The 16,966-nt window shown below is 72.5% G+C and carries 15 protein-coding genes; 12 read left to right on the top strand and 3 right to left on the bottom strand.

The genetic code is table 11. The features are described from left to right. From TNCT1_RS04330 to TNCT1_RS04350, 5 genes are all read left to right on the top strand, one after another. Positions 1 to 565: alpha-glucosidase C-terminal domain-containing protein (locus TNCT1_RS04330; protein WP_143628376.1), on the top strand; the 565-nt coding region annotated here is incomplete at its 5' end. Then, positions 562 to 2,280 (top strand): maltose alpha-D-glucosyltransferase, encoded by a 1,719-nt coding sequence (gene treS, locus TNCT1_RS04335; protein WP_143628379.1) that lies wholly within the window; start codon positions 562 to 564, stop codon positions 2,278 to 2,280. The genes TNCT1_RS04330 and treS, both read left to right, overlap by 4 nt. 31 nt (positions 2,281 to 2,311) lie before the next feature. After that, positions 2,312 to 3,682 (top strand): maltokinase, encoded by a 1,371-nt coding sequence (locus TNCT1_RS04340; protein ID WP_143628381.1) that lies wholly within the window; start codon positions 2,312 to 2,314, stop codon positions 3,680 to 3,682. A gap of 4 nt (positions 3,683 to 3,686) precedes the next feature. Further along, entirely contained in the window at positions 3,687 to 5,888 is a 2,202-nt protein-coding gene (gene glgB / locus TNCT1_RS04345; protein WP_143628383.1) for a 1,4-alpha-glucan branching protein GlgB, read from the top strand. A 91-nt stretch (positions 5,889 to 5,979) separates the two neighbouring features. Beyond that, positions 5,980 to 7,068, top strand: a complete 1,089-nt coding sequence (locus tag TNCT1_RS04350; RefSeq protein ID WP_143628385.1) for a glutamate--cysteine ligase — start codon at positions 5,980 to 5,982, stop codon at positions 7,066 to 7,068. Positions 7,069 to 7,131: 63 nt separating this feature from the next. Here the strand turns inward: TNCT1_RS04350 and TNCT1_RS04355 are convergent, their stop codons facing one another. Next, positions 7,132 to 7,365 (bottom strand): DUF6480 family protein, encoded by a 234-nt coding sequence (locus TNCT1_RS04355; RefSeq protein ID WP_143628388.1) that lies wholly within the window; start codon positions 7,363 to 7,365, stop codon positions 7,132 to 7,134. Positions 7,366 to 7,516: 151 nt separating this feature from the next. Here TNCT1_RS04355 and TNCT1_RS04360 point away from each other — a divergent pair, with 151 nt between their 5' ends. The 5 genes from TNCT1_RS04360 to TNCT1_RS04380 all read left to right on the top strand — a co-directional run bounded on the left by TNCT1_RS04360 (position 7,517) and on the right by TNCT1_RS04380 (position 14,225). Further along, positions 7,517 to 9,421 (top strand): long-chain fatty acid--CoA ligase, encoded by a 1,905-nt coding sequence (locus tag TNCT1_RS04360; protein ID WP_143628390.1) that lies wholly within the window; start codon positions 7,517 to 7,519, stop codon positions 9,419 to 9,421. 175 nt (positions 9,422 to 9,596) lie between these two features. Continuing rightward, a complete protein-coding gene (locus TNCT1_RS04365; protein WP_143628392.1) occupies positions 9,597 to 10,031 on the top strand; it encodes an ATP-binding protein in 435 nt (144 codons plus the stop codon). A gap of 205 nt (positions 10,032 to 10,236) precedes the next feature. Beyond that, positions 10,237 to 11,610 (top strand): NAD(P)/FAD-dependent oxidoreductase, encoded by a 1,374-nt coding sequence (locus tag TNCT1_RS04370; RefSeq protein ID WP_174266146.1) that lies wholly within the window; start codon positions 10,237 to 10,239, stop codon positions 11,608 to 11,610. Positions 11,611 to 11,702: 92 nt separating this feature from the next. Further along, positions 11,703 to 11,912, top strand: a complete 210-nt coding sequence (locus tag TNCT1_RS04375) for a DUF4287 domain-containing protein (RefSeq protein ID WP_143628396.1) — start codon at positions 11,703 to 11,705, stop codon at positions 11,910 to 11,912. A gap of 96 nt (positions 11,913 to 12,008) precedes the next feature. Further along, positions 12,009 to 14,225, top strand: coding sequence for an FUSC family protein (locus TNCT1_RS04380; RefSeq protein WP_143628398.1), 2,217 nt, complete (start codon positions 12,009 to 12,011; stop codon positions 14,223 to 14,225). 63 nt (positions 14,226 to 14,288) lie between these two features. On the opposite strand, the gene TNCT1_RS04385 is transcribed toward TNCT1_RS04380, so the two are convergent. Further along, positions 14,289 to 15,152: a SigB/SigF/SigG family RNA polymerase sigma factor gene (locus TNCT1_RS04385; protein WP_143628400.1), complete on the bottom strand. Its 864-nt coding sequence runs from the start codon at positions 15,150 to 15,152 to the stop codon at positions 14,289 to 14,291. A 232-nt stretch (positions 15,153 to 15,384) separates the two neighbouring features. Beyond that, positions 15,385 to 15,819, bottom strand: coding sequence for an ATP-binding protein (locus TNCT1_RS04390; RefSeq protein WP_143628402.1), 435 nt, complete (start codon positions 15,817 to 15,819; stop codon positions 15,385 to 15,387). 120 nt (positions 15,820 to 15,939) lie between these two features. Here TNCT1_RS04390 and TNCT1_RS04395 point away from each other — a divergent pair, with 120 nt between their 5' ends. Continuing rightward, positions 15,940 to 16,182 (top strand): hypothetical protein, encoded by a 243-nt coding sequence (locus TNCT1_RS04395; protein WP_143628404.1) that lies wholly within the window; start codon positions 15,940 to 15,942, stop codon positions 16,180 to 16,182. Between the two features lie 257 nt (positions 16,183 to 16,439). After that, positions 16,440 to 16,895 (top strand): cyclic nucleotide-binding domain-containing protein, encoded by a 456-nt coding sequence (locus tag TNCT1_RS04400; protein ID WP_143628406.1) that lies wholly within the window; start codon positions 16,440 to 16,442, stop codon positions 16,893 to 16,895. Positions 16,896 to 16,966: the final 71 nt, after the last annotated feature.

Consider the following 16,966-nt stretch of genomic DNA (forward strand, 5'->3'; position numbering starts at 1 on the left):
GAGCGGCGGCCGGCCCGCCTTCGAGGTCCGCGCCGTCCTCGCCGCGACCCTCTCCCCCGCCTGGGGCGTCTACAGCGGCTACGAACTGTGCGAGAACACCCCGCTCAGGGAAGGCAGCGAGGAATACCTCGACTCCGAGAAGTACCAGCTCAAACCCCGCGACTGGGAAGCCGCCGCACGCGAGGGCCGCACCATCGCCCCCCTCATCACCCGCCTCAACGCCATCCGGCGGCAGCACCCCGCGCTACAGCGTCTGCGGAACCTCCGCTTCCACCGGACCGACAACGACAACGTGCTCGCCTACAGCAAGAGCACGGGCCCGGACACGGTCATCGTGGTCGTCAACCTCGACCCGCACCACACCCAGGAGGCCACGGTCTCGTTGGACATGCCGCAACTCGGCCTGGACTGGAACGCCGCCCTGTCCGTGCACGACGAACTGACAGGTGAGAGCTATCACTGGGGCAGGACCAACTACGTGCGCCTGACGCCCGGCCGGACGCCGGCGCACGTGCTCCACGTCGGGCGATCGACGCCCCAGATCGGAGGGCCCTCAGCGTCATGACTGTCAACGACCCCGTGCCGGACACTTTCGAGGACACTCCCGCGAAGGACCGGGATCCGGAGTGGTTCAAGCGCGCCGTCTTCTACGAGGTCCTCGTCCGCTCGTTCCACGACAGTGACGGCGACGGCATCGGCGACCTGAAGGGCCTGACCGCCAAGCTCGACTACCTCCAGTGGCTCGGCGTCGACTGCCTCTGGCTGCCGCCCTTCTTCAAGTCCCCTCTGCGGGACGGCGGTTACGACGTCTCCGACTACACCGCCGTACTGCCCGAGTTCGGCGACCTGGCCGACTTCGTGGAGTTCACCGACGCGGCGCACCAGCGCGGCATGCGCGTGATCATCGACTTCGTCATGAACCACACCAGCGACCAGCACCCGTGGTTCCAGGAGTCCCGCAAGGATCCCGGCGGCCCCTACGGCGACTTCTACATGTGGGCCGACGACGACAAGGGCTACGAGGAAGCACGGATCATCTTCGTCGACACCGAGGCCTCCAACTGGACCTTCGACCCGGTGCGCGGCCAGTACTACTTCCACCGCTTCTTCTCGCACCAGCCGGACCTCAACTACGAGAACCCGGCCGTCCAGGAGGAGATCCTGGCCGCCCTGAAGTTCTGGCTGGACCTGGGCATCGACGGGTTCCGGCTCGACGCGGTCCCCTACCTCTACGCGGAGGAGGGCACCAACTGCGAGAACCTGCCGGCGACGCACCAGTTCCTCAAGCGGGTCCGCAAGGAGATCGACGCCCAGTACCCCGACACCGTGCTACTCGCCGAGGCCAACCAGTGGCCCGAGGACGTCGTCGACTACTTCGGCGACTTCACCTCCGGCGGCGACGAGTGCCACATGGCCTTCCACTTCCCCGTCATGCCGCGCATCTTCATGGCCGTGCGCCGCGAGTCCCGCTACCCGGTCTCCGAGATCCTCGCCAAGACCCCGGCCATCCCGTCGAACTGCCAGTGGGGCATCTTCCTGCGCAACCACGACGAGCTGACCCTGGAGATGGTCACCGACGAGGAACGCGACTACATGTGGGCGGAGTACGCCAAGGACCCCCGCATGCGCGCCAACATCGGCATCCGCCGCCGGCTGGCGCCGCTGCTCGACAACGACCGCAACCAGATCGAGCTGTTCACCGCCCTGCTGCTGTCGCTTCCTGGCAGCCCGATCCTGTACTACGGCGACGAGATCGGCATGGGCGACAACATCTGGCTCGGCGACCGCGACGCCGTCCGCACCCCGATGCAGTGGACCCCCGACCGCAACGCCGGCTTCTCCAGCAGCGATCCCGGGCGCCTCTTCCTGCCCACGATCATGGACCCGGTCTACGGCTACCAGGTCACCAACGTCGAGGCGTCCATGTCGTCGCCGTCCAGCCTGCTCCACTGGACGCGCCGCATGATCGAGATCCGCAAGCAGAACCCCGCGTTCGGACTCGGCTCCTACACCGAACTGCAGTCGTCCAACCCCGCGGTCCTGGCGTTCCTGCGCGAGTACGGCGACGACCTCGTGCTGTGCGTCAACAACTTCTCGCGGTTCGCGCAGCCCACCGAACTCGACCTGCGGGCCTACGACGGACGGCACCCGGTGGAGCTGATCGGCGGGGTGCGGTTCCCGGCCATCGGCGAACTGCCCTACCTGCTGACCCTCGCGGGCCACGGCTTCTACTGGTTCCGGCTCACCCGAGTCGCATCCCGCATCGGCCGCCGCCGCTGAGCGCCCGGCGCCGAGGAAAGGACGCGTCACCATGCCGAAGACCATCACCCTCCGACCGAGAATCGCGGCCGGGTCCGGGGCCGACCGGCCGCTGGCCTCGCTCGGCGGGCTGCTGCGCGAATGGCTGCCCGAGCAACGCTGGTTCGCCGGCAAGGACCGGCCCGTCACCGATCTGTCGGTACTGTCGGTGACCGAGCTGTTCCCCGGGTGCCTGCACCTGCTGGTGCACGCCTCGCACGCGCCGGTGCCCGCGCCGGGCGGCACTCCCCCGCCCGGCGACTGCTACCAGCTGCTGCTCGGGATGCGCGAGCACGTCACACCGCGGCTGGAGCGGGCGTTCATCGGCCGGGCCGGGGAGGGACCGCTGGCCGGGCTCGCCGTCTACGACGCGCTGCACGACCCGCGCTCCGCCCATCTGCTGCTGGAGCGGCTGCGCCACCCCGGATCGGCGGGTCCGCTGTGCTTCGAGACCGCCCCCGCGCTCGAGCTGCCCGGCGGGCTGCCGCCGCGGCTCCTGGACGCCGAGCAGTCCAACTCGTCGATCGTCTACGGCGACGCGTACATCCTGAAGCTGTTCCGCCGCATCCAGCCGGGCGTCAACCCCGACCTGGAGGTGCCCGGCGCGCTGGCCGCGCAGGGCTGCGCCCGGGTGCCGGCGCCGGTCGCCTGGTTCAGCACGACCGCGCCCCGGCCGGCCACGCTGGGCGTGCTGCAGCCGTTCCTGCCGGACGCGACCGACGGCTGGACGCTGGCCCTGCGCGCACTCGCGGCCGACGACGACTTCACCGCCGAGGCCCGCGAACTGGGCGGGGCCATGGCCGAGGTGCACCTGGCGCTGGCCGAGGCCTTCCCGCCCGCGGGGCCGGGCGAGAACGGGCGCACGGCCGAGGCGATGTGCGCCCGGCTGGACGCCGCCGCGCACGCCGTGCCGGGCCTGCGGCCCTACGTCCCCGGGCTGCGGGCCGCGTTCGGCGCGCTGGCCACCTGCGACACCGGGCCGCCCGCCCAGCGCATCCACGGTGACCTGCACCTCGGCCAGGTGCTGCGCGCCGGACGCGACTGGTTCGTCATCGACTTCGAGGGGGAGCCGTCCCGGCCGCTCGCCGAGCGGCGGGCCGCGCAGTCCCCGGTGCGGGACGTGGCCGGGATGCTGCGCTCCTTCGACTACGCGGCCCGGCAGCGCCGCCCCTGGCGTCCCGAGTGGGCGCGCCGCTGCCGGGAGGCGTTCTGCGCGGGCTACGCGGCCCGCGCCGGCTGGGACCCACGCAAGAAGCACGCGCTGCTGCGCGCGCACGAGACGGACAGGGCGGTCTACGAGGTGCTGTACGAGGCGAGACACCGGCCGGACTGGCTGCCGGTACCGATGGCGGCGATCAAGCGGCTCGCCGTGTGGGGAGGCTGACGTCATGGCACTGCGCGACACCGTGCCCCCCGAGTCCGCCGGGCCCGGCACGGCCCCGCCGCTCGACCCCGCGGAGCGCGACCGGCTGCTGGGCGGCGCGCACCACGATCCGCACGCCCTGCTGGGCGCCCACCCGGTGCCGGGCGGCGTCCTGTTCCGGGCGCTGCGCCCGAACGCCCGTACCGTGAGCGTCGTCGTGGACGGCGAGCGGCGGGACCTCGTCTCGGAGGGCGGCGGGCTGTTCGCCGCCGTGCTGCCCTTCGCGGAGATCCCGCCCTACACGCTGCGGGTCGTGTACGACGACGGCGAGCAGGAGGTGCACGATCCGTACCGCTTCCTGCCCGCGCTCGGCGAGCTGGACCTCCATCTGATCCGCGAGGGCCGGCACGAGCACCTGTGGCAGGCGCTCGGCGCCGAGCCCATGACCCACCAGGACGTGACGGGCACCCGCTTCACCGTCTGGGCGCCGAACGCCCAGGGCGTGCGGGTCGCCGGGGACTTCACGTACTGGGACGGCACGCAGTACCCGATGCGCTCGCTCGGCGCGTCCGGCGTGTGGGAGCTGTTCCTGCCCGGCATCGGCGAGGGGGCGCGGTACAAGTTCGAGATCACCTCGCGGTACGGCGCCCGGTTCCTCAAGGCCGACCCGATGGCGCGCCGTACCGAGGCGCCGCCCGACACCGCCTCCGTGGTGACGGCCGCGCACCACGAGTGGGGCGACGGGGACTGGATGACGCGGCGCGCCGGCACCCGGGTGCACGAGGCGCCGTTCTCGGTGTACGAGGTGCACCTGCCGTCCTGGCGGAAGGGGCTGACCTACCGCGAGCTGGCCGAGCAGCTCCCGGCGTACGTGAGCGACATGGGCTTCACCCACGTCGAGCTGATGCCGGTCATGGAGCACCCCTACGGCCCCTCCTGGGGCTACCAGGTCACCTCGTACTACGCCCCGACCGCCCGGCTCGGCACCCCGGACGACTTCCGGTACTTCGTGGACGCCTGCCACCGGGCCGGGATCGGCGTGATCATGGACTGGGTGCCGGCGCATTTCCCGAAGGACGACTGGGCGCTGGCCGCCTTCGACGGGGACCCGCTGTACGAACCCGGGAACGACCAGCGCGCCACGCACCCGGACTGGGGCACCTTCGTCTTCGACTACGGGCGCACCGAGGTGCGCAACTTCCTGGTCGCCAACGCGGTGTACTGGTGCGAGGAGTTCCACATCGACGGGCTCCGGGTGGACGCCGTCGCCTCCATGCTCTACCTGGACTACTCCCGTGACTCCGGTCAGTGGACGCCGAACGTCTTCGGCGGGCGGGAGGACCTGGACGCGGTCGCCTTCCTGCAGGAGATGAACGCGACCGTCTACCGGCGCTGCCCCGGCGTGGTGACCATCGCCGAGGAGTCCACCGCCTGGGACGGGGTGACCCGGCCGACGGACAGCGGCGGACTCGGCTTCGGGCTGAAGTGGAACATGGGCTGGATGCACGACTCGCTGGAGTACATCCAGAAGGAGCCGGTGCACCGCAAGTACCACCACAACGAGATGACGTTCTCGATGGTGTACGCCTACACCGAGAACTACGTGCTGCCCATCTCGCACGACGAGGTCGTGCACGGCAAGCAGGCGCTGGTGTCGAAGATGCCGGGCGACTGGTGGCAGCGGCGGGCCAACCACCGCGCCTACCTGGGCTTCATGTGGGCCCACCCCGGCAAGCAACTGCTTTTCATGGGGCAGGAGTTCGCGCAGGGCGGCGAGTTCTCCGAGGCGCACGGGCCCGAGTGGTGGCTGCTGGACCCGGAGTACTGCGCGGCCGGTGACCACCGCGGTGTGCAGGACCTGGTGCGGGACCTGAACACGCTGTACCGGGACACCCCCGCGCTGTGGCGCCGGGACACCGACCCGGGCGGCTTCCGCTGGGTGCTGTGCGACGCGGCCGACGACAACGTCTTCGCGTTCCTGCGCTTCGACACGGACGGGTCCCCGCTGCTCTCGGTGTCGAACCTCTCCCCGGTCGTCCGGCAGGACTACCGCCTGTGGGTGCCGGAGGAGGTCCCGGCCTGGTCGGAGGCGCTCAACACCGACGACGTCCGCTACGGCGGCGGCGGTGTGGGCGTCGGCGCCCCCGGGGCGCTCAAGCCGGAGGACGGGTCCCTGCGCCTGACCCTGCCGCCGCTCGCCACCGTCTGGCTGCGCCCCGAGCGCTGACCGGCAGGTGTCGACCGCCGCCCCAGGGGCAGTCGGGGTCGTACAGACTCGGCTACCGCCCCTGGGGCGCGGACGGAAGGACGGCACGGCCTTGCGCACGGTGGGAGTGGAGGAGGAGCTCCTCCTTGTGGACCCGGACAGCGGCGAGCCAAGGGCCTTGTCGGCAGCCGTCCTCGCCCGGGCCGCTCAGGACGATCCCGGACAGGACGTCTTCGAGAAGGAGCTGTACGGGCAGATGCTGGAGTTCGCCACGCATCCGCAGTCGGACATGGCGGCTCTGGGCGAGGAGATCGTGCGCTGCCGCAAGGAGGCGGGCCGGCACGCCGGGGAGATCGGCTGCGCGGTCGCCGCGCTCGCCTCCTCCCCGCTTCCGGTCAGCCCGTCGATCAGCATGAACGACCGCTACCAGTGGATGGCCGGGCAGTACGGCATCGCCACCCGGGAACAACTGGTGTGCGGCTGCCACGTGCACGTGTCGGTGGAGTCCGACGAGGAGGCGGTCGCGGTCCTGGACCGCATCCGGCCGTGGCTGCCGGCGCTGACCGCGCTGAGCGCCAACTCGCCCTACTGGCAGGGGCGGGACACCGGGTACGCCGGGTACCGCAGCCAGGTCTGGGGGCGCTGGCCGTCGGCGGGGCCGACGGAGCTGTTCGGCTCGGCCGAGCGGTACCACCGCCGGGTGAGGGACATGGTGGAGACCGGGGTCATCCTCGACGAGGGCATGATCTACTTCGACGCCCGGGTGTCTGCGAACTACCCGACCGTGGAGGTGCGGGTGGCGGACGTGTGCCTGCGCGCGGACACCGCCGTCCTGGTCGCCACGCTGACCCGCGGCCTGGTGGAGACGGCGGCGCGCGAGTGGCGGGAGGGCCAGCCGCCGGCCGACCACAGTGTGAGCCTGCTGCGGCTGGCCGCCTGGCAGGCCGCCCGGTCCGGCCTGGACGAGAACCTGCTCGACCCCCGCACCATGCGGCCCCGCCCCGCCACCGAGGTGCTGCGGGCGCTGCTGGAGCACACCTCGGACGCGCTCGCCGAGAGCGGGGACGCGGACCGCGCCGAGGAGGCCGTCGCCGGGCTGCTGCGCCGGGGCAACGGCGCCCGTGAGCAGCGGCTGCTGATGGAGCGCGGCGGCAGCCTGCGCGACGTCGTCACCGAGTGCGTGCGCCGCACGCAGGACTGAGCGGCCCGGCCGCGGGGCGGATGTCACCCGCCCCGCGGCCGGCGCCGCCCCTCCTCCGGCCGGTCAGAAGATCAGGCTGAGCGCGTAGGCCAGGAAGAAGGCCGCGATCACGACGACGAGGACGAGGATCAGCGTCAGCGGCGCCTTGCCCCAGCCCTTGGCCGTGCTGTGCGTCTCCCGGGGCCCGGCCTCCGGCATGCTGCTCTCGGCGGGCGGCGTCTCGCCGGGCGGGACTCCGCCTCCGGGCTCCAGCCCGGTGGTCCGCTCGGGCTCCGGATCGGGGTTCACATGAGTCATGTCTGCCGAGTCCCCCGGACACGCCCAGATCATCACCCGATCACGACTTGCCTGATCCGGGCCCCGAAACCGCTTCCCTGGGCTACATTCGAGCACCGCCGGCACCGAGCCGACCGGCGCAGTCACCCTCCGTGAACCCCGGGAGCAGCGCATGCGCGACGACGCCCTCGCTCCAGCAGCCGCACGCCCGCTGACCGGCGGGCTCGCCGACAGCGTCTTCGAGACCGCGGAGCGCACCCCGTCCCTGCCGGTCCTGGCCCGCCGTTCGGACGCGGCGCCCGGCGGCTGGGAGGAGGTGACGGCGGTCGAGCTGCGGGACGAGGTGACCGACCTGGCCAAGGGCCTGGTGGCGGCCGGGATCTCGCCCGGGCACCGGGTGGCCGTGATGGCCCGCACCCGGTACGAGTGGACGGTGTTCGCCCACGCGCTGTGGACCGTCGGCGCGGAGGTCGTGCCGGTGCATCCGACGTCGTCCCGGGAGCAGGTGGAGTGGATCCTGCGGGACGCCGGGTGCGTGGCGGTCGTGGTGGAGGACGAACAGGGCGCGATGACGGTCGGGACCGTGTGCGCGGGGCTGCCGCGGCTGCGGCACGTCTGGCAGCTCGACGCGGGCGCCCTGAGCCGGCTGTCCGAGCAGGGCGCGCCCGTACCGCTGACCACGGTGGAGTCGCTGCGCCGGATCGTGCTGCCGGACGCGACGGCGGCCGTCGCCTACACCTCGGGCACCTCGGGCCGTCCGCTGGGCTGCGCGCTGAGCCACCGGGGCCTGGCCTACCCGTGCGACACGCTGCTGGCCGGCTGGCTGCACACCGCCGCGCCGCCGGGCGAGCAGCCGTCGGTCCTCGCCTTCCTGCCCTTCTCCCATGTGTACGGCATCATGATCCAGCTCGTGTGCCTGCGCGGCGGGGTGCTGATGGGGCACGAGCCCGACATGACCGGGGCCGCCCTGGCCTCGGCGCTGCGCACCTTCCGGCCGACGTACCTCTACGGCGTGCCGTCGGTGTTCGAGAAGCTGTACAAGACTTTCCTGCGGACGGCGCACCAGGCGGGCCGCGGTGCCCTGTTCGAACGGGCGGCGCAGACCGCGCGGGACTTCGCCGGGGCCCAGGAGCGCAAGCGGCTCGGCCGCGGGCCGGGCCCGGGCCTGGACCTGCGCCTGCAGCACGCCCTGTACGAGCGGACGGTGTACCGCAGGCTCCGCGACGCGCTCGGCGGCCGGGTGCTGCGGGGCAGCTCGGGCGGCTCGTCGCTCAGCCGCGAGCTGTCCCTGTTCTACGAGGGCATCGGCCTGCGCATCCACGACGGCTACGGTCTGACCGAGTGTTCCGGCGGGATCACCATGCAGCCGCTCGGCCGGGAGAAGTCCGGGACCGTGGGCCGTCCGCTGCCGGGGACCGAGGTCCGGATCGCCGACGACGGGGAGATCCTGGTGCGCGGCCCGTCGGTGTTCCAGGGCTACGTCGGCGACGAGGGGCGTACCCGGGGCGCGCTGCGCGGCGGCTGGCTGGCCACCGGGGACATCGGCCGGCTGGACTCCGAGGGCTATCTGACGATCACCGGCCGCAAGAAGGACGTCCTGGTCACCAGCGGCGGCAAGAGCGTGGCGCCGCAGCCGCTGGAGGAGCGGCTGCGGCTGCACCCGCTGATCCACCAGGCGGTGGTGGTGGGTGAGGACCGGCCCTGCGTGGGGGCCCTGATCACCCTGGACCCGGAGTTCCTCGCGCACTGGCGGGCGGCGCTGGCGCTCCAGGGCGACGCGCCGGGCCGGGAGGCACGCGAGGAGAACGCGCTCATGGAGGAGATCGCGCGGGCCGTCGCCTCGGCCAACAGCGCGGTGTCCCGCGCGGAGTCCATCCGGGTCTACCGAGTCCTGCCGGAGCCGTTCGCCCCGGACAACGGTCTGCTGACGCCGTCGCTGAAGCTGCGCCGCGACGCCATCGCACGGCACTACGCCGCCGAGATCGACGCGATGTACGAGGCACGGTCCCGGACGGCGCGGCGGCCGTCCGTGCGGGAGCCGGCCGACTGGGACGAGCCCGACAGCGTCTTCCGCTAGAGTGCGCGGTCCGCCCGGGCGTCCGGCAGGGCGGAAGGTGCCCGCGGGGCGCCGGGCGACCAGAGGGACGGATATCCCGCCGTGCTGAGGGAACCCGCAGCAGGGACCGACCAGGACTAGACCGCGCCGGTCGGACAGGGCCGAGGCCCCGTCCGACCGGGGCCCGGGGATTTCGATGTCGACGGAGCCGCGTTGGGACGACACACCGCCCTCGGAGGAGAGGTACGAACGCGCCTACTCCTTCCCGGGTGAGCTGCGCAACGTCACGGGCGCCCGGCTCGCCGCCGAGGAGTTCCTGGGCGATCTGGCACGGCACGCCCCGCCGGCCGCGCCGGAGTACTGGGACGACATCCTCCTCGTCGTCACGGAGCTGGCGGCCAACGTCATCCAATACGCTCCCGGGCCGTTCGGCCTGCACATGCGCCGCACCTTCGACGGGGTGCACGTGACGATGCACGACACCAGCACCACCCGGCCCGAGCCGCGGCCCTTCCATCCGGACGCGGGCGGCGGCGGCATCGGCTGGCACCTGGTGCACACGCTGTGCGACCAGGTGAGCGTCGTGGTCCAGGACCGCGGCAAGGACATCCACGTCTTCCTGCCCTGGTGACGGCCGGACCGGTTCACGGGCGCCACGTGTAAGCGCGCGCCATCCGGATACTCCGGCTCCGCGGGGCGCCGGTGCCCCCACCCGTTCGTCTGCCTGCCGCGCCCGGCTGGCGGAACGGCCCTAGTCGCGATGGGATCGCGATGGTGACAGCGATCCGGGGCAGGCGAACGACGTCAGGTCGAACCGCCTGGAGCCGCAGAGAGGGATGGACACCGTGACACGACCCAGGATCCTGGTGGTTGGCGCAGGCTTCGCAGGAGTCGAGTGCGTCCGCCGCCTGGAGCGGAAGCTCACCCCCGACGAGGCCGACGTCACGCTGGTGACGCCGGTCTCCTACCAGCTCTACCTCCCACTGCTGCCTCAGGTCGCCTCCGGCGTGCTCACGCCGCAGTCGATCGCCCTGTCGCTGCGCCGCAGCCGGAAGTACCGCACCCGGATCATCCCGGGCGGCGCGATCGGCGTCGACCTGAAGTCGAAGGTCTGCGTCGTCCGCACCCTCACCGACAAGATCGTCAACGAGCGGTACGACTACATCGTGCTGGCGCCGGGCAGCGTGACCCGCACCTTCGACATCCCGGGGCTCACCGAGCACGCCTTCGGGATGAAGACCCTCGCCGAGGCCGCCTACATCCGCGACCACGTCATCTCGCAGCTCGACCTCGCGGACGCCAGCGACGACCCGGCCGAACGGGCGGCGCGGCTGCAGTTCGTGGTGGTCGGCGGCGGCTACGCGGGCACCGAGACCGCGGCCTGTCTGCAGCGGCTCACGCACGCGGCCGTACGACGCTACCCGCGCCTGGACCCGAGCCTGATCAAGTGGCACCTGATCGACATCGCGCCGAAGCTGATGCCGGAGCTGGGCGACAAGCTCGGCCGCAGCGCGCAGGAGATCCTCAAGCGGCGCGGCATCGAGATCTCGCTGGGCGTGTCGATCGACAAGGCCGGCCCGGAGGAGGTCACCTTCACCGACGGCCGGGTGGTGCCCACCCACACCCTGATCTGGACGGCCGGCGTGGTGGCCAGTCCGCTCATCGCCACGCTCGGCGCGGAGACGGTCCGGGGCCGGCTGGCGGTGAACGCCGAGATGAACCTGCCCGGTCAGGACGGGGTGTTCGCGCTCGGCGACTCGGCCGCCGTCCCCGACGTGGCCAAGGGCGACGGCTCGGTCTGCCCGCCCACCGCCCAGCACGCCCAGCGCCAGGGCCGCAAGGTCGCCGACAACGTCATCGCGGCGCTGCGCAACCAGCCGCTCCAGCCCTACGTCCACAAGGACCTGGGTCTCGTCGTCGACCTGGGCGGCAAGGACGCCGTGTCCAAGCCGCTGGGCATCGAGCTGCGCGGTCTCCCGGCCCAGGCGGTGGCCCGCGGCTACCACCTCGGCGCGCTGCGCACCAACGTCGCCAAGACCCGGGTCGTGACCAACTGGATGCTCAACGCGATCGCCGGCGACGACTTCGTGCGCACCGGCTTCCAGTCGCGCAGGCCGGCCCGGCTGAAGGACTTCGAGTACACGGACTCCTATCTGACGCCGGAGCAGGTCCGCGCCCGGGTCGAGGGTCAGACCGCGGGCAGCCCCTGATGTGACCGGGATCACCGTGGACCGCCGATCATTCCCCAGCGGATCGGCGGTCTCACACGGTGATCAGGAGACATCGACCAAGGGACACCGGCATGACCGAGAAGACCGTGAAGGGCCCGGCGAGCTACTTCCCCGCCATCGAGAAGAAGTACGGCCGTCCGGTCGGCGAGTGGCAGGAGCTGATCCGCTCCTCGCCGCTGACGAGGCACATGGAACTGGTCGCCTGGCTGAAGGACGAGCACGGTCTCGGGCACGGCCACGCCAACGCGCTGGTCGCGCACACGCTGGCCGGGGGCGAGTAGTCCAGGTCCTCGTGCCATGCTGGACCGTAGATCAAGTTCTGGCACGGGAGAGAGCGCGGCGGCGTGAGGCGAGCGGTTCGGTCGGGGTGGGCAGGCATGTGGGACCGGCTGGCCGCGTCCGACCCGGGACTGCTCCGGCTCACCGCGGGCCTGCGCACGGTGACCGCCATCGCCCTGACCCTCGCGGTGCTCGGCGTGCTCGGGGTCCCGGTGCCGCAGCTCGTCGCGGGGGCCATCGCGGCGATGGTCGCGACCTTCGCCATCCGGGAGAAGCAGCGTTCCCAGCAGGCCGTCACCCTCGCGCTGGGACTGCCGGTGGCGCTCGCCTCGGTCTCGCTGGGCGCGCTGCTCAACCAGCGGGTCGTCGCGGGCGACCTGTTCTTCGTCGTGCTGATCTTCTGCGCCGTCTACGGCCGAAGGTTCGGCGACCGGGGCACGGCGCTCGGCCTGGTCGGCTTCCAGGTCTACTTCATGTCGCTGTTCGTGCACGCGACCCCGGCCGCGCTGCCCGCCCTGTACGCGGTGATCTCCGTGGCGTTCGGCTGCGCCGCCGTGGCCCGCTTCGTCCTGCTGCCGCAGACCCCGGCGGGCACCCTGGACCGGCTGCGGCGCGCCTTCCGCGCCCGGCTGGGCCAGCTCTTCGGCACCCAGCTCGAACTCCTGGACGCCGGCCCCGACGACGTGGACAAGGTGCTCGGGGAACTGCGCACGCGTACCGCGCGGCTGCACGAGACGGCGCTGATGATCCAGGGCCGGCTGACGGACGGCACCTCCGACGAGGCGACGGCGCGGCTGCTGCAGCGCCGGATCGCCGACGCCGAGATCGCCGCCGAGCGGCTCGGGCTGCTGCTGCTGACCGCGCGCAGCGCCGAGCGGACCGACACCCTGACCCTGCACCTGCCCGGCGCTCCCCTGCCGTCCGGCGGCGAACTGCCGGTGCGGGACGGGGCCACCGCGCAGTTGCGGCGGGACCTGGCGGCGCTGCGCCTGCTGGTGCTGCGGCCGGCCGGCGAGGCGTCGGGCACGGCGCTGGCGCACGTGCGCAACCGGCTGCTCGGCTACCGCGAGGAGGAGAACCTGCCGAAGGCCTCACCGGCCGTGCAGGACGTCTTCCGGGGCATCGGCGAGGCCGGGCGGGCCGTGCTCGGACTGCGGATCGCCCTGGACGGGCCGCAGGACGAGTCCGACGACTCCCCGGCGACGGCCCGCTCCCGCGAGGAGCTGGACGCCGAGGACGCGGCCATCGGGGGCAGCGAGGAGGCCGAGGCGGAGAAGCCGGAGCCGGACGGGCTGGGACGGCCCACGACCAGGGCCGCCGTTCAGGTCGCGGTCGGTTCCGCGATCGCCATCGCCGGCGGCGAACTGCTGTCCAGCCAGCGCTGGTACTGGGCGGTGCTGACGTGCTGGATCGTGTTCATCAACACCTCGTCCACCGGCGAGATCCTGGTCAAGGGCTACCGCCGGCTGCTCGGCACGGTGCTCGGCGTGGTGGCCGGCATCGTGCTCGCGGGTCTGGTCGGGAACCACACGTGGACGGCGTTCGCGCTGGTGCTGCTGTTCGTGTTCGCGATGTTCTACACCGCGCCCCTGTCGTACACGCTGATGTCGTTCTTCGTCACGGCGATGCTGGGGCTGCTGTACACGCTGCTGAACACCTACAGCCTGTCGGTGCTGGTGCTGCGGGTGGAGGAGACGGCGCTCGGCGCGGCCTGCGGGGTGATCGCGGCGGCGGTGGTCCTGCCGATCCACACCGACCGGCGCACCAACGACCTGCTCGTGGACGTGCTGGAGAAGCTGGCGGAGGTCACCCGCGCCGCGTCCGACCAGCTCAGCGGCGGTCCGCCGGTGGACCTGGTCGACAAGGCCCGCGAGCTGGACCAGGCGCTGGCGGACCTGCGGGCCGCAACCCAGCCGCTGACCCACCCGGTGACCCCGATGCGCTCACGCCGCGACACCGCCCGGTACGTCATGGCGCTGCTGGAGACCTGCGCCTACCACGCCCGGTCCCTCGCGGCCACCGCCGAGCTGCTGCCCACGCACCCGTCCATCGCGGCGGATCCGCGGCTGCGCACGGCGGGCCGGCGGATCGTGGGGAACATCGACGCGATCGCCACCCACGTGGCGGACCCGCGGTCCGCGGCGACGGTCGAGACCGGCCCCAGCATCGCGTCGCTGCTGGAACCGGGCACCCTGCGCAGTCCGCGCTACGGCCGGGTGACGGACCGGGTGCTGCGTCATCTGCAGCGGCTCGACGAGGCGGTGTCCGGCCTCGGCCGCCCGCTCGGCGTCACGCCGGAGCCCCGCGGTCGGTGACCGGCGCGCAGGGACCGGGCCCGTCGGCGCGGGCCCGGTCCGGACCGGGGGGTCACCGGGGTGTCACCGCGGCTTCCGCACGCCCCGCTGGCCCAGCACCTCGTCGCGTACCCGGGCGCAGCTGCGGCTGATGAGCCGGGAGACGTGCATCTGGGAGATGCCGAGCCGGTCGGCGATCCGGCTCTGCGTCATGTCCTCGAAGAAACGCATGTAGAGGATGGCCCGCTCCCGTTCGGGCAGCCGGCGCAGTCCCTCCTTGGCGGCCTCGCGGTCGACGACGACGTCGAACGCGCCGTCCGCCGCGCCGAGCGTGTCGGCGAGGCTGTAGCCGTCGTCGCCGCTGGAGAGTTCGGCGTCCAGGGAGAGGGTGCTGAAGCTCTCCAGCGCCTCCATGCCCGCGGCGACCTCCTCCTCGGTGAGGCCGGTGTGGGCGGCGATGTCGGCGGAGGTCGGCTCGGGGGTGCCGGGGTTCTGGGTGAGCTCGCGGCGGGCCACCCGGACCCGGTTGCGCAGCTCCTGCACCCGGCGGGGCACCCGGAGCGCCCACATCCGGTCCCGGAAGTGCCGCTTCACCTCGCCGGTGATGGTCGGCACGGCGTAGCTCTCGAAGGCTCCCCTGGACGGGTCGAACCGGTCGATGGCCTTGACCAGTCCGAGTGCGGCCACCTGCCGCAGGTCCTCGACGGCTTCTCCGCGGTCGCGGAACCGGCCCGCTATCCGGTGGGCCATGGGCAGCCAGGCGGTCACCAGCTCGTCGCGCACCGCGTCCCGCTCGGGCCCCTCCTCCAGCTCCGCCAGCCGGGCGAAGAGGGCCGCGGTGTCGGGGGCGTCGTCGTGCGTCCGCCGCCCGGACGCGGGGGTCGCGGCGGCGGCGGTGGTGGCGGTGCCGGGGGTGCCGGAAGGGCTTGTCGAGATGTCGGTCAGCATGCGGAATCGCTCCTGAACGTGGTTTCAGGGCATGGGAGGGAACCGCGGTTCCCGAGTCCTGGCCCGAACGGTGCTGTCAGGGTTCGCCGCGGGATGGGTGTCCGGCCCTCCGGAGGGGGGGCCTGCGGCGATCACATCCCGCCGGGCGCGCGCCTCCGGTCCGAAGCACGAGGTTCCGTCTGCCCCTGCCCATGTATGGCAAACGCCGCTAACGGAACTTCTCCTACCGTTCTCAGTGGAGCGGTACGACGGCGGTGATCCGCTTGCCTCCGCGGGGCAGCCCAGCCACGCTGACGTCGCGGGCCAGCAGGCACACGATGGGCCAGCCGCGGCCGCCGAGCCGGTTGCGGCCCCGCTCGTCCACGGGGGCCTCGACCACCGGGACGTCGTCGCTGCGGTCGCTGACCGACACGCTCACCCCGGCGCTGTCGACGTCGACGTCGAAGCCGGTGATGCCGCCGCCGTGCAGGATGGCGTTGGTGGCGAGTTCGGAGGTGACCAGCAGGACGTCGTCGAGCGCGTCGTCGTCGCAGGGGATGGCGCGGGTCCTGCACCGCTCGGCCACCACGCGCCGGACGGTCCTGCGGGCGTCCACCGGGCGGCACGGCACCGGCCGGTGCGGCCGGCGGAGTTCCGCCGGGGAGTCGGTCCTGTGCGTCTCGCGCATCCCTTCCCTCCCTCGGTTCTGCCCGGATCGGGTCTCTTGTGTCGGCTCACCCCTGCGGGCGCGCTCAAACACCCTGGGTGGCGTTGTCATCACCCGGCGCGTGCCGGGTAGGCGGACGGTATGACGGATGTCGTGGACGCGGACGAACTGCTGCGGCGGATCAGGCGGGGCAGGGACCGGGCCGCCGAACAGGAACGGGCCTGGCGGGAGCAGGCGCAGGGCCTCACGGCGACCGATCCGGAGGGGGCGCGGGAGGCGTCCGTCCGGGCCGGGGCGTACGAGGCGGTGCTGCGGGTGCTGGAGGAGATCGTCGACCCGGGCGGAGTGCCGGCGGAGCGGCCGGGGGTGAGACAGGTCACCTGACCCGCTCCCGATTGGGTGAATGGCGCGGAGATGGTTTATCGTTCATACATACGTGGTGACGGGGTCGACCGGAACCGTCCTCCATCACCACCGCGTACGGCCCTGGCTGGCCTCCCCCGTCCAGCCAGGGCTTTTTCATGCCCTCAGGCACGGCGCCCGGCCGGGATCCGTTCCTTCGAGGTGCCCGGGACGGCGGCAGCGGCTGAAATGAACTTGGGGAACACACCCCGACCGTCGTCGGCGAGGAGTCCCGCGCCATGACCAAAGCGATAAAACTGCTGACCGCCCTGCCGCACGCGCAGCGTGAGCGGCTGATGGAGCTGGCCAAGGAGGTCTCCTTCCCGGAGGACTCCCGGATCTTCGAGCCGGGCGGCACCGCCGACCGCTTCTGGGTGATCCGCTCGGGCGCGGTCCATCTGGACCAGCAGGTCACGTCCCGGCAGCGGGTCACCGTGGCCACGCTGGGCGCGGGCGACATGCTCGGCTGGTCCTGGCTGTTCCCGCCGTACCAGTGGGACTTCGGCGCGGTGGCCTTCAGCAATGTGCGCGCCTACGAGTTCGACGGGCCCTCCGTGCTCGCGCTGAGCGTGGAGGACCCGCTGCTCGGGCTGTCCCTGGTGCGCACGGTCGCGGAGATCCTCGCGCACCGGCTGGAGACCACCCGCGGCAAGCTGATGGACCAGTACGCGGTTCGCAGGCGCGGACCGCTGTGAACCGCCCGCAGGCGCGGACCGCTGTGAACCGCTCGCGGGCGCGGACCGCTGTGAACCGCCGGGCGGGCCGC

Source organism: Streptomyces sp. 1-11 (assembly GCF_007176755.1).
Taxonomy (GTDB): Bacteria; Actinomycetota; Actinomycetes; order Streptomycetales; family Streptomycetaceae; genus Streptomyces.

Excerpts from the sequence above, each read along its gene's own strand:
- treS (WP_143628379.1), top strand. The coding sequence starts at position 562 with ATGACTGTCAACGACCCCGTGCCGGACACTTTCGAGGACACTCCCGCG.
- TNCT1_RS04340 (WP_143628381.1), top strand. The coding sequence starts at position 2,312 with ATGCCGAAGACCATCACCCTCCGACCGAGAATCGCGGCCGGGTCCGGG.
- glgB (WP_143628383.1), top strand. The coding sequence starts at position 3,687 with ATGGCACTGCGCGACACCGTGCCCCCCGAGTCCGCCGGGCCCGGCACG.
- TNCT1_RS04355 (WP_143628388.1), bottom strand. The coding sequence starts at position 7,365 with ATGACTCATGTGAACCCCGATCCGGAGCCCGAGCGGACCACCGGGCTG.
- TNCT1_RS04360 (WP_143628390.1), top strand. The coding sequence starts at position 7,517 with ATGCGCGACGACGCCCTCGCTCCAGCAGCCGCACGCCCGCTGACCGGC.
- TNCT1_RS04365 (WP_143628392.1), top strand. The coding sequence starts at position 9,597 with ATGTCGACGGAGCCGCGTTGGGACGACACACCGCCCTCGGAGGAGAGG.
- TNCT1_RS04370 (WP_174266146.1), top strand. The coding sequence starts at position 10,237 with ATGGACACCGTGACACGACCCAGGATCCTGGTGGTTGGCGCAGGCTTC.
- TNCT1_RS04375 (WP_143628396.1), top strand. The coding sequence starts at position 11,703 with ATGACCGAGAAGACCGTGAAGGGCCCGGCGAGCTACTTCCCCGCCATC.
- TNCT1_RS04380 (WP_143628398.1), top strand. The coding sequence starts at position 12,009 with ATGTGGGACCGGCTGGCCGCGTCCGACCCGGGACTGCTCCGGCTCACC.
- TNCT1_RS04385 (WP_143628400.1), bottom strand. The coding sequence starts at position 15,152 with ATGCTGACCGACATCTCGACAAGCCCTTCCGGCACCCCCGGCACCGCC.
- TNCT1_RS04390 (WP_143628402.1), bottom strand. The coding sequence starts at position 15,819 with ATGCGCGAGACGCACAGGACCGACTCCCCGGCGGAACTCCGCCGGCCG.
- TNCT1_RS04395 (WP_143628404.1), top strand. The coding sequence starts at position 15,940 with ATGACGGATGTCGTGGACGCGGACGAACTGCTGCGGCGGATCAGGCGG.
- TNCT1_RS04400 (WP_143628406.1), top strand. The coding sequence starts at position 16,440 with ATGACCAAAGCGATAAAACTGCTGACCGCCCTGCCGCACGCGCAGCGT.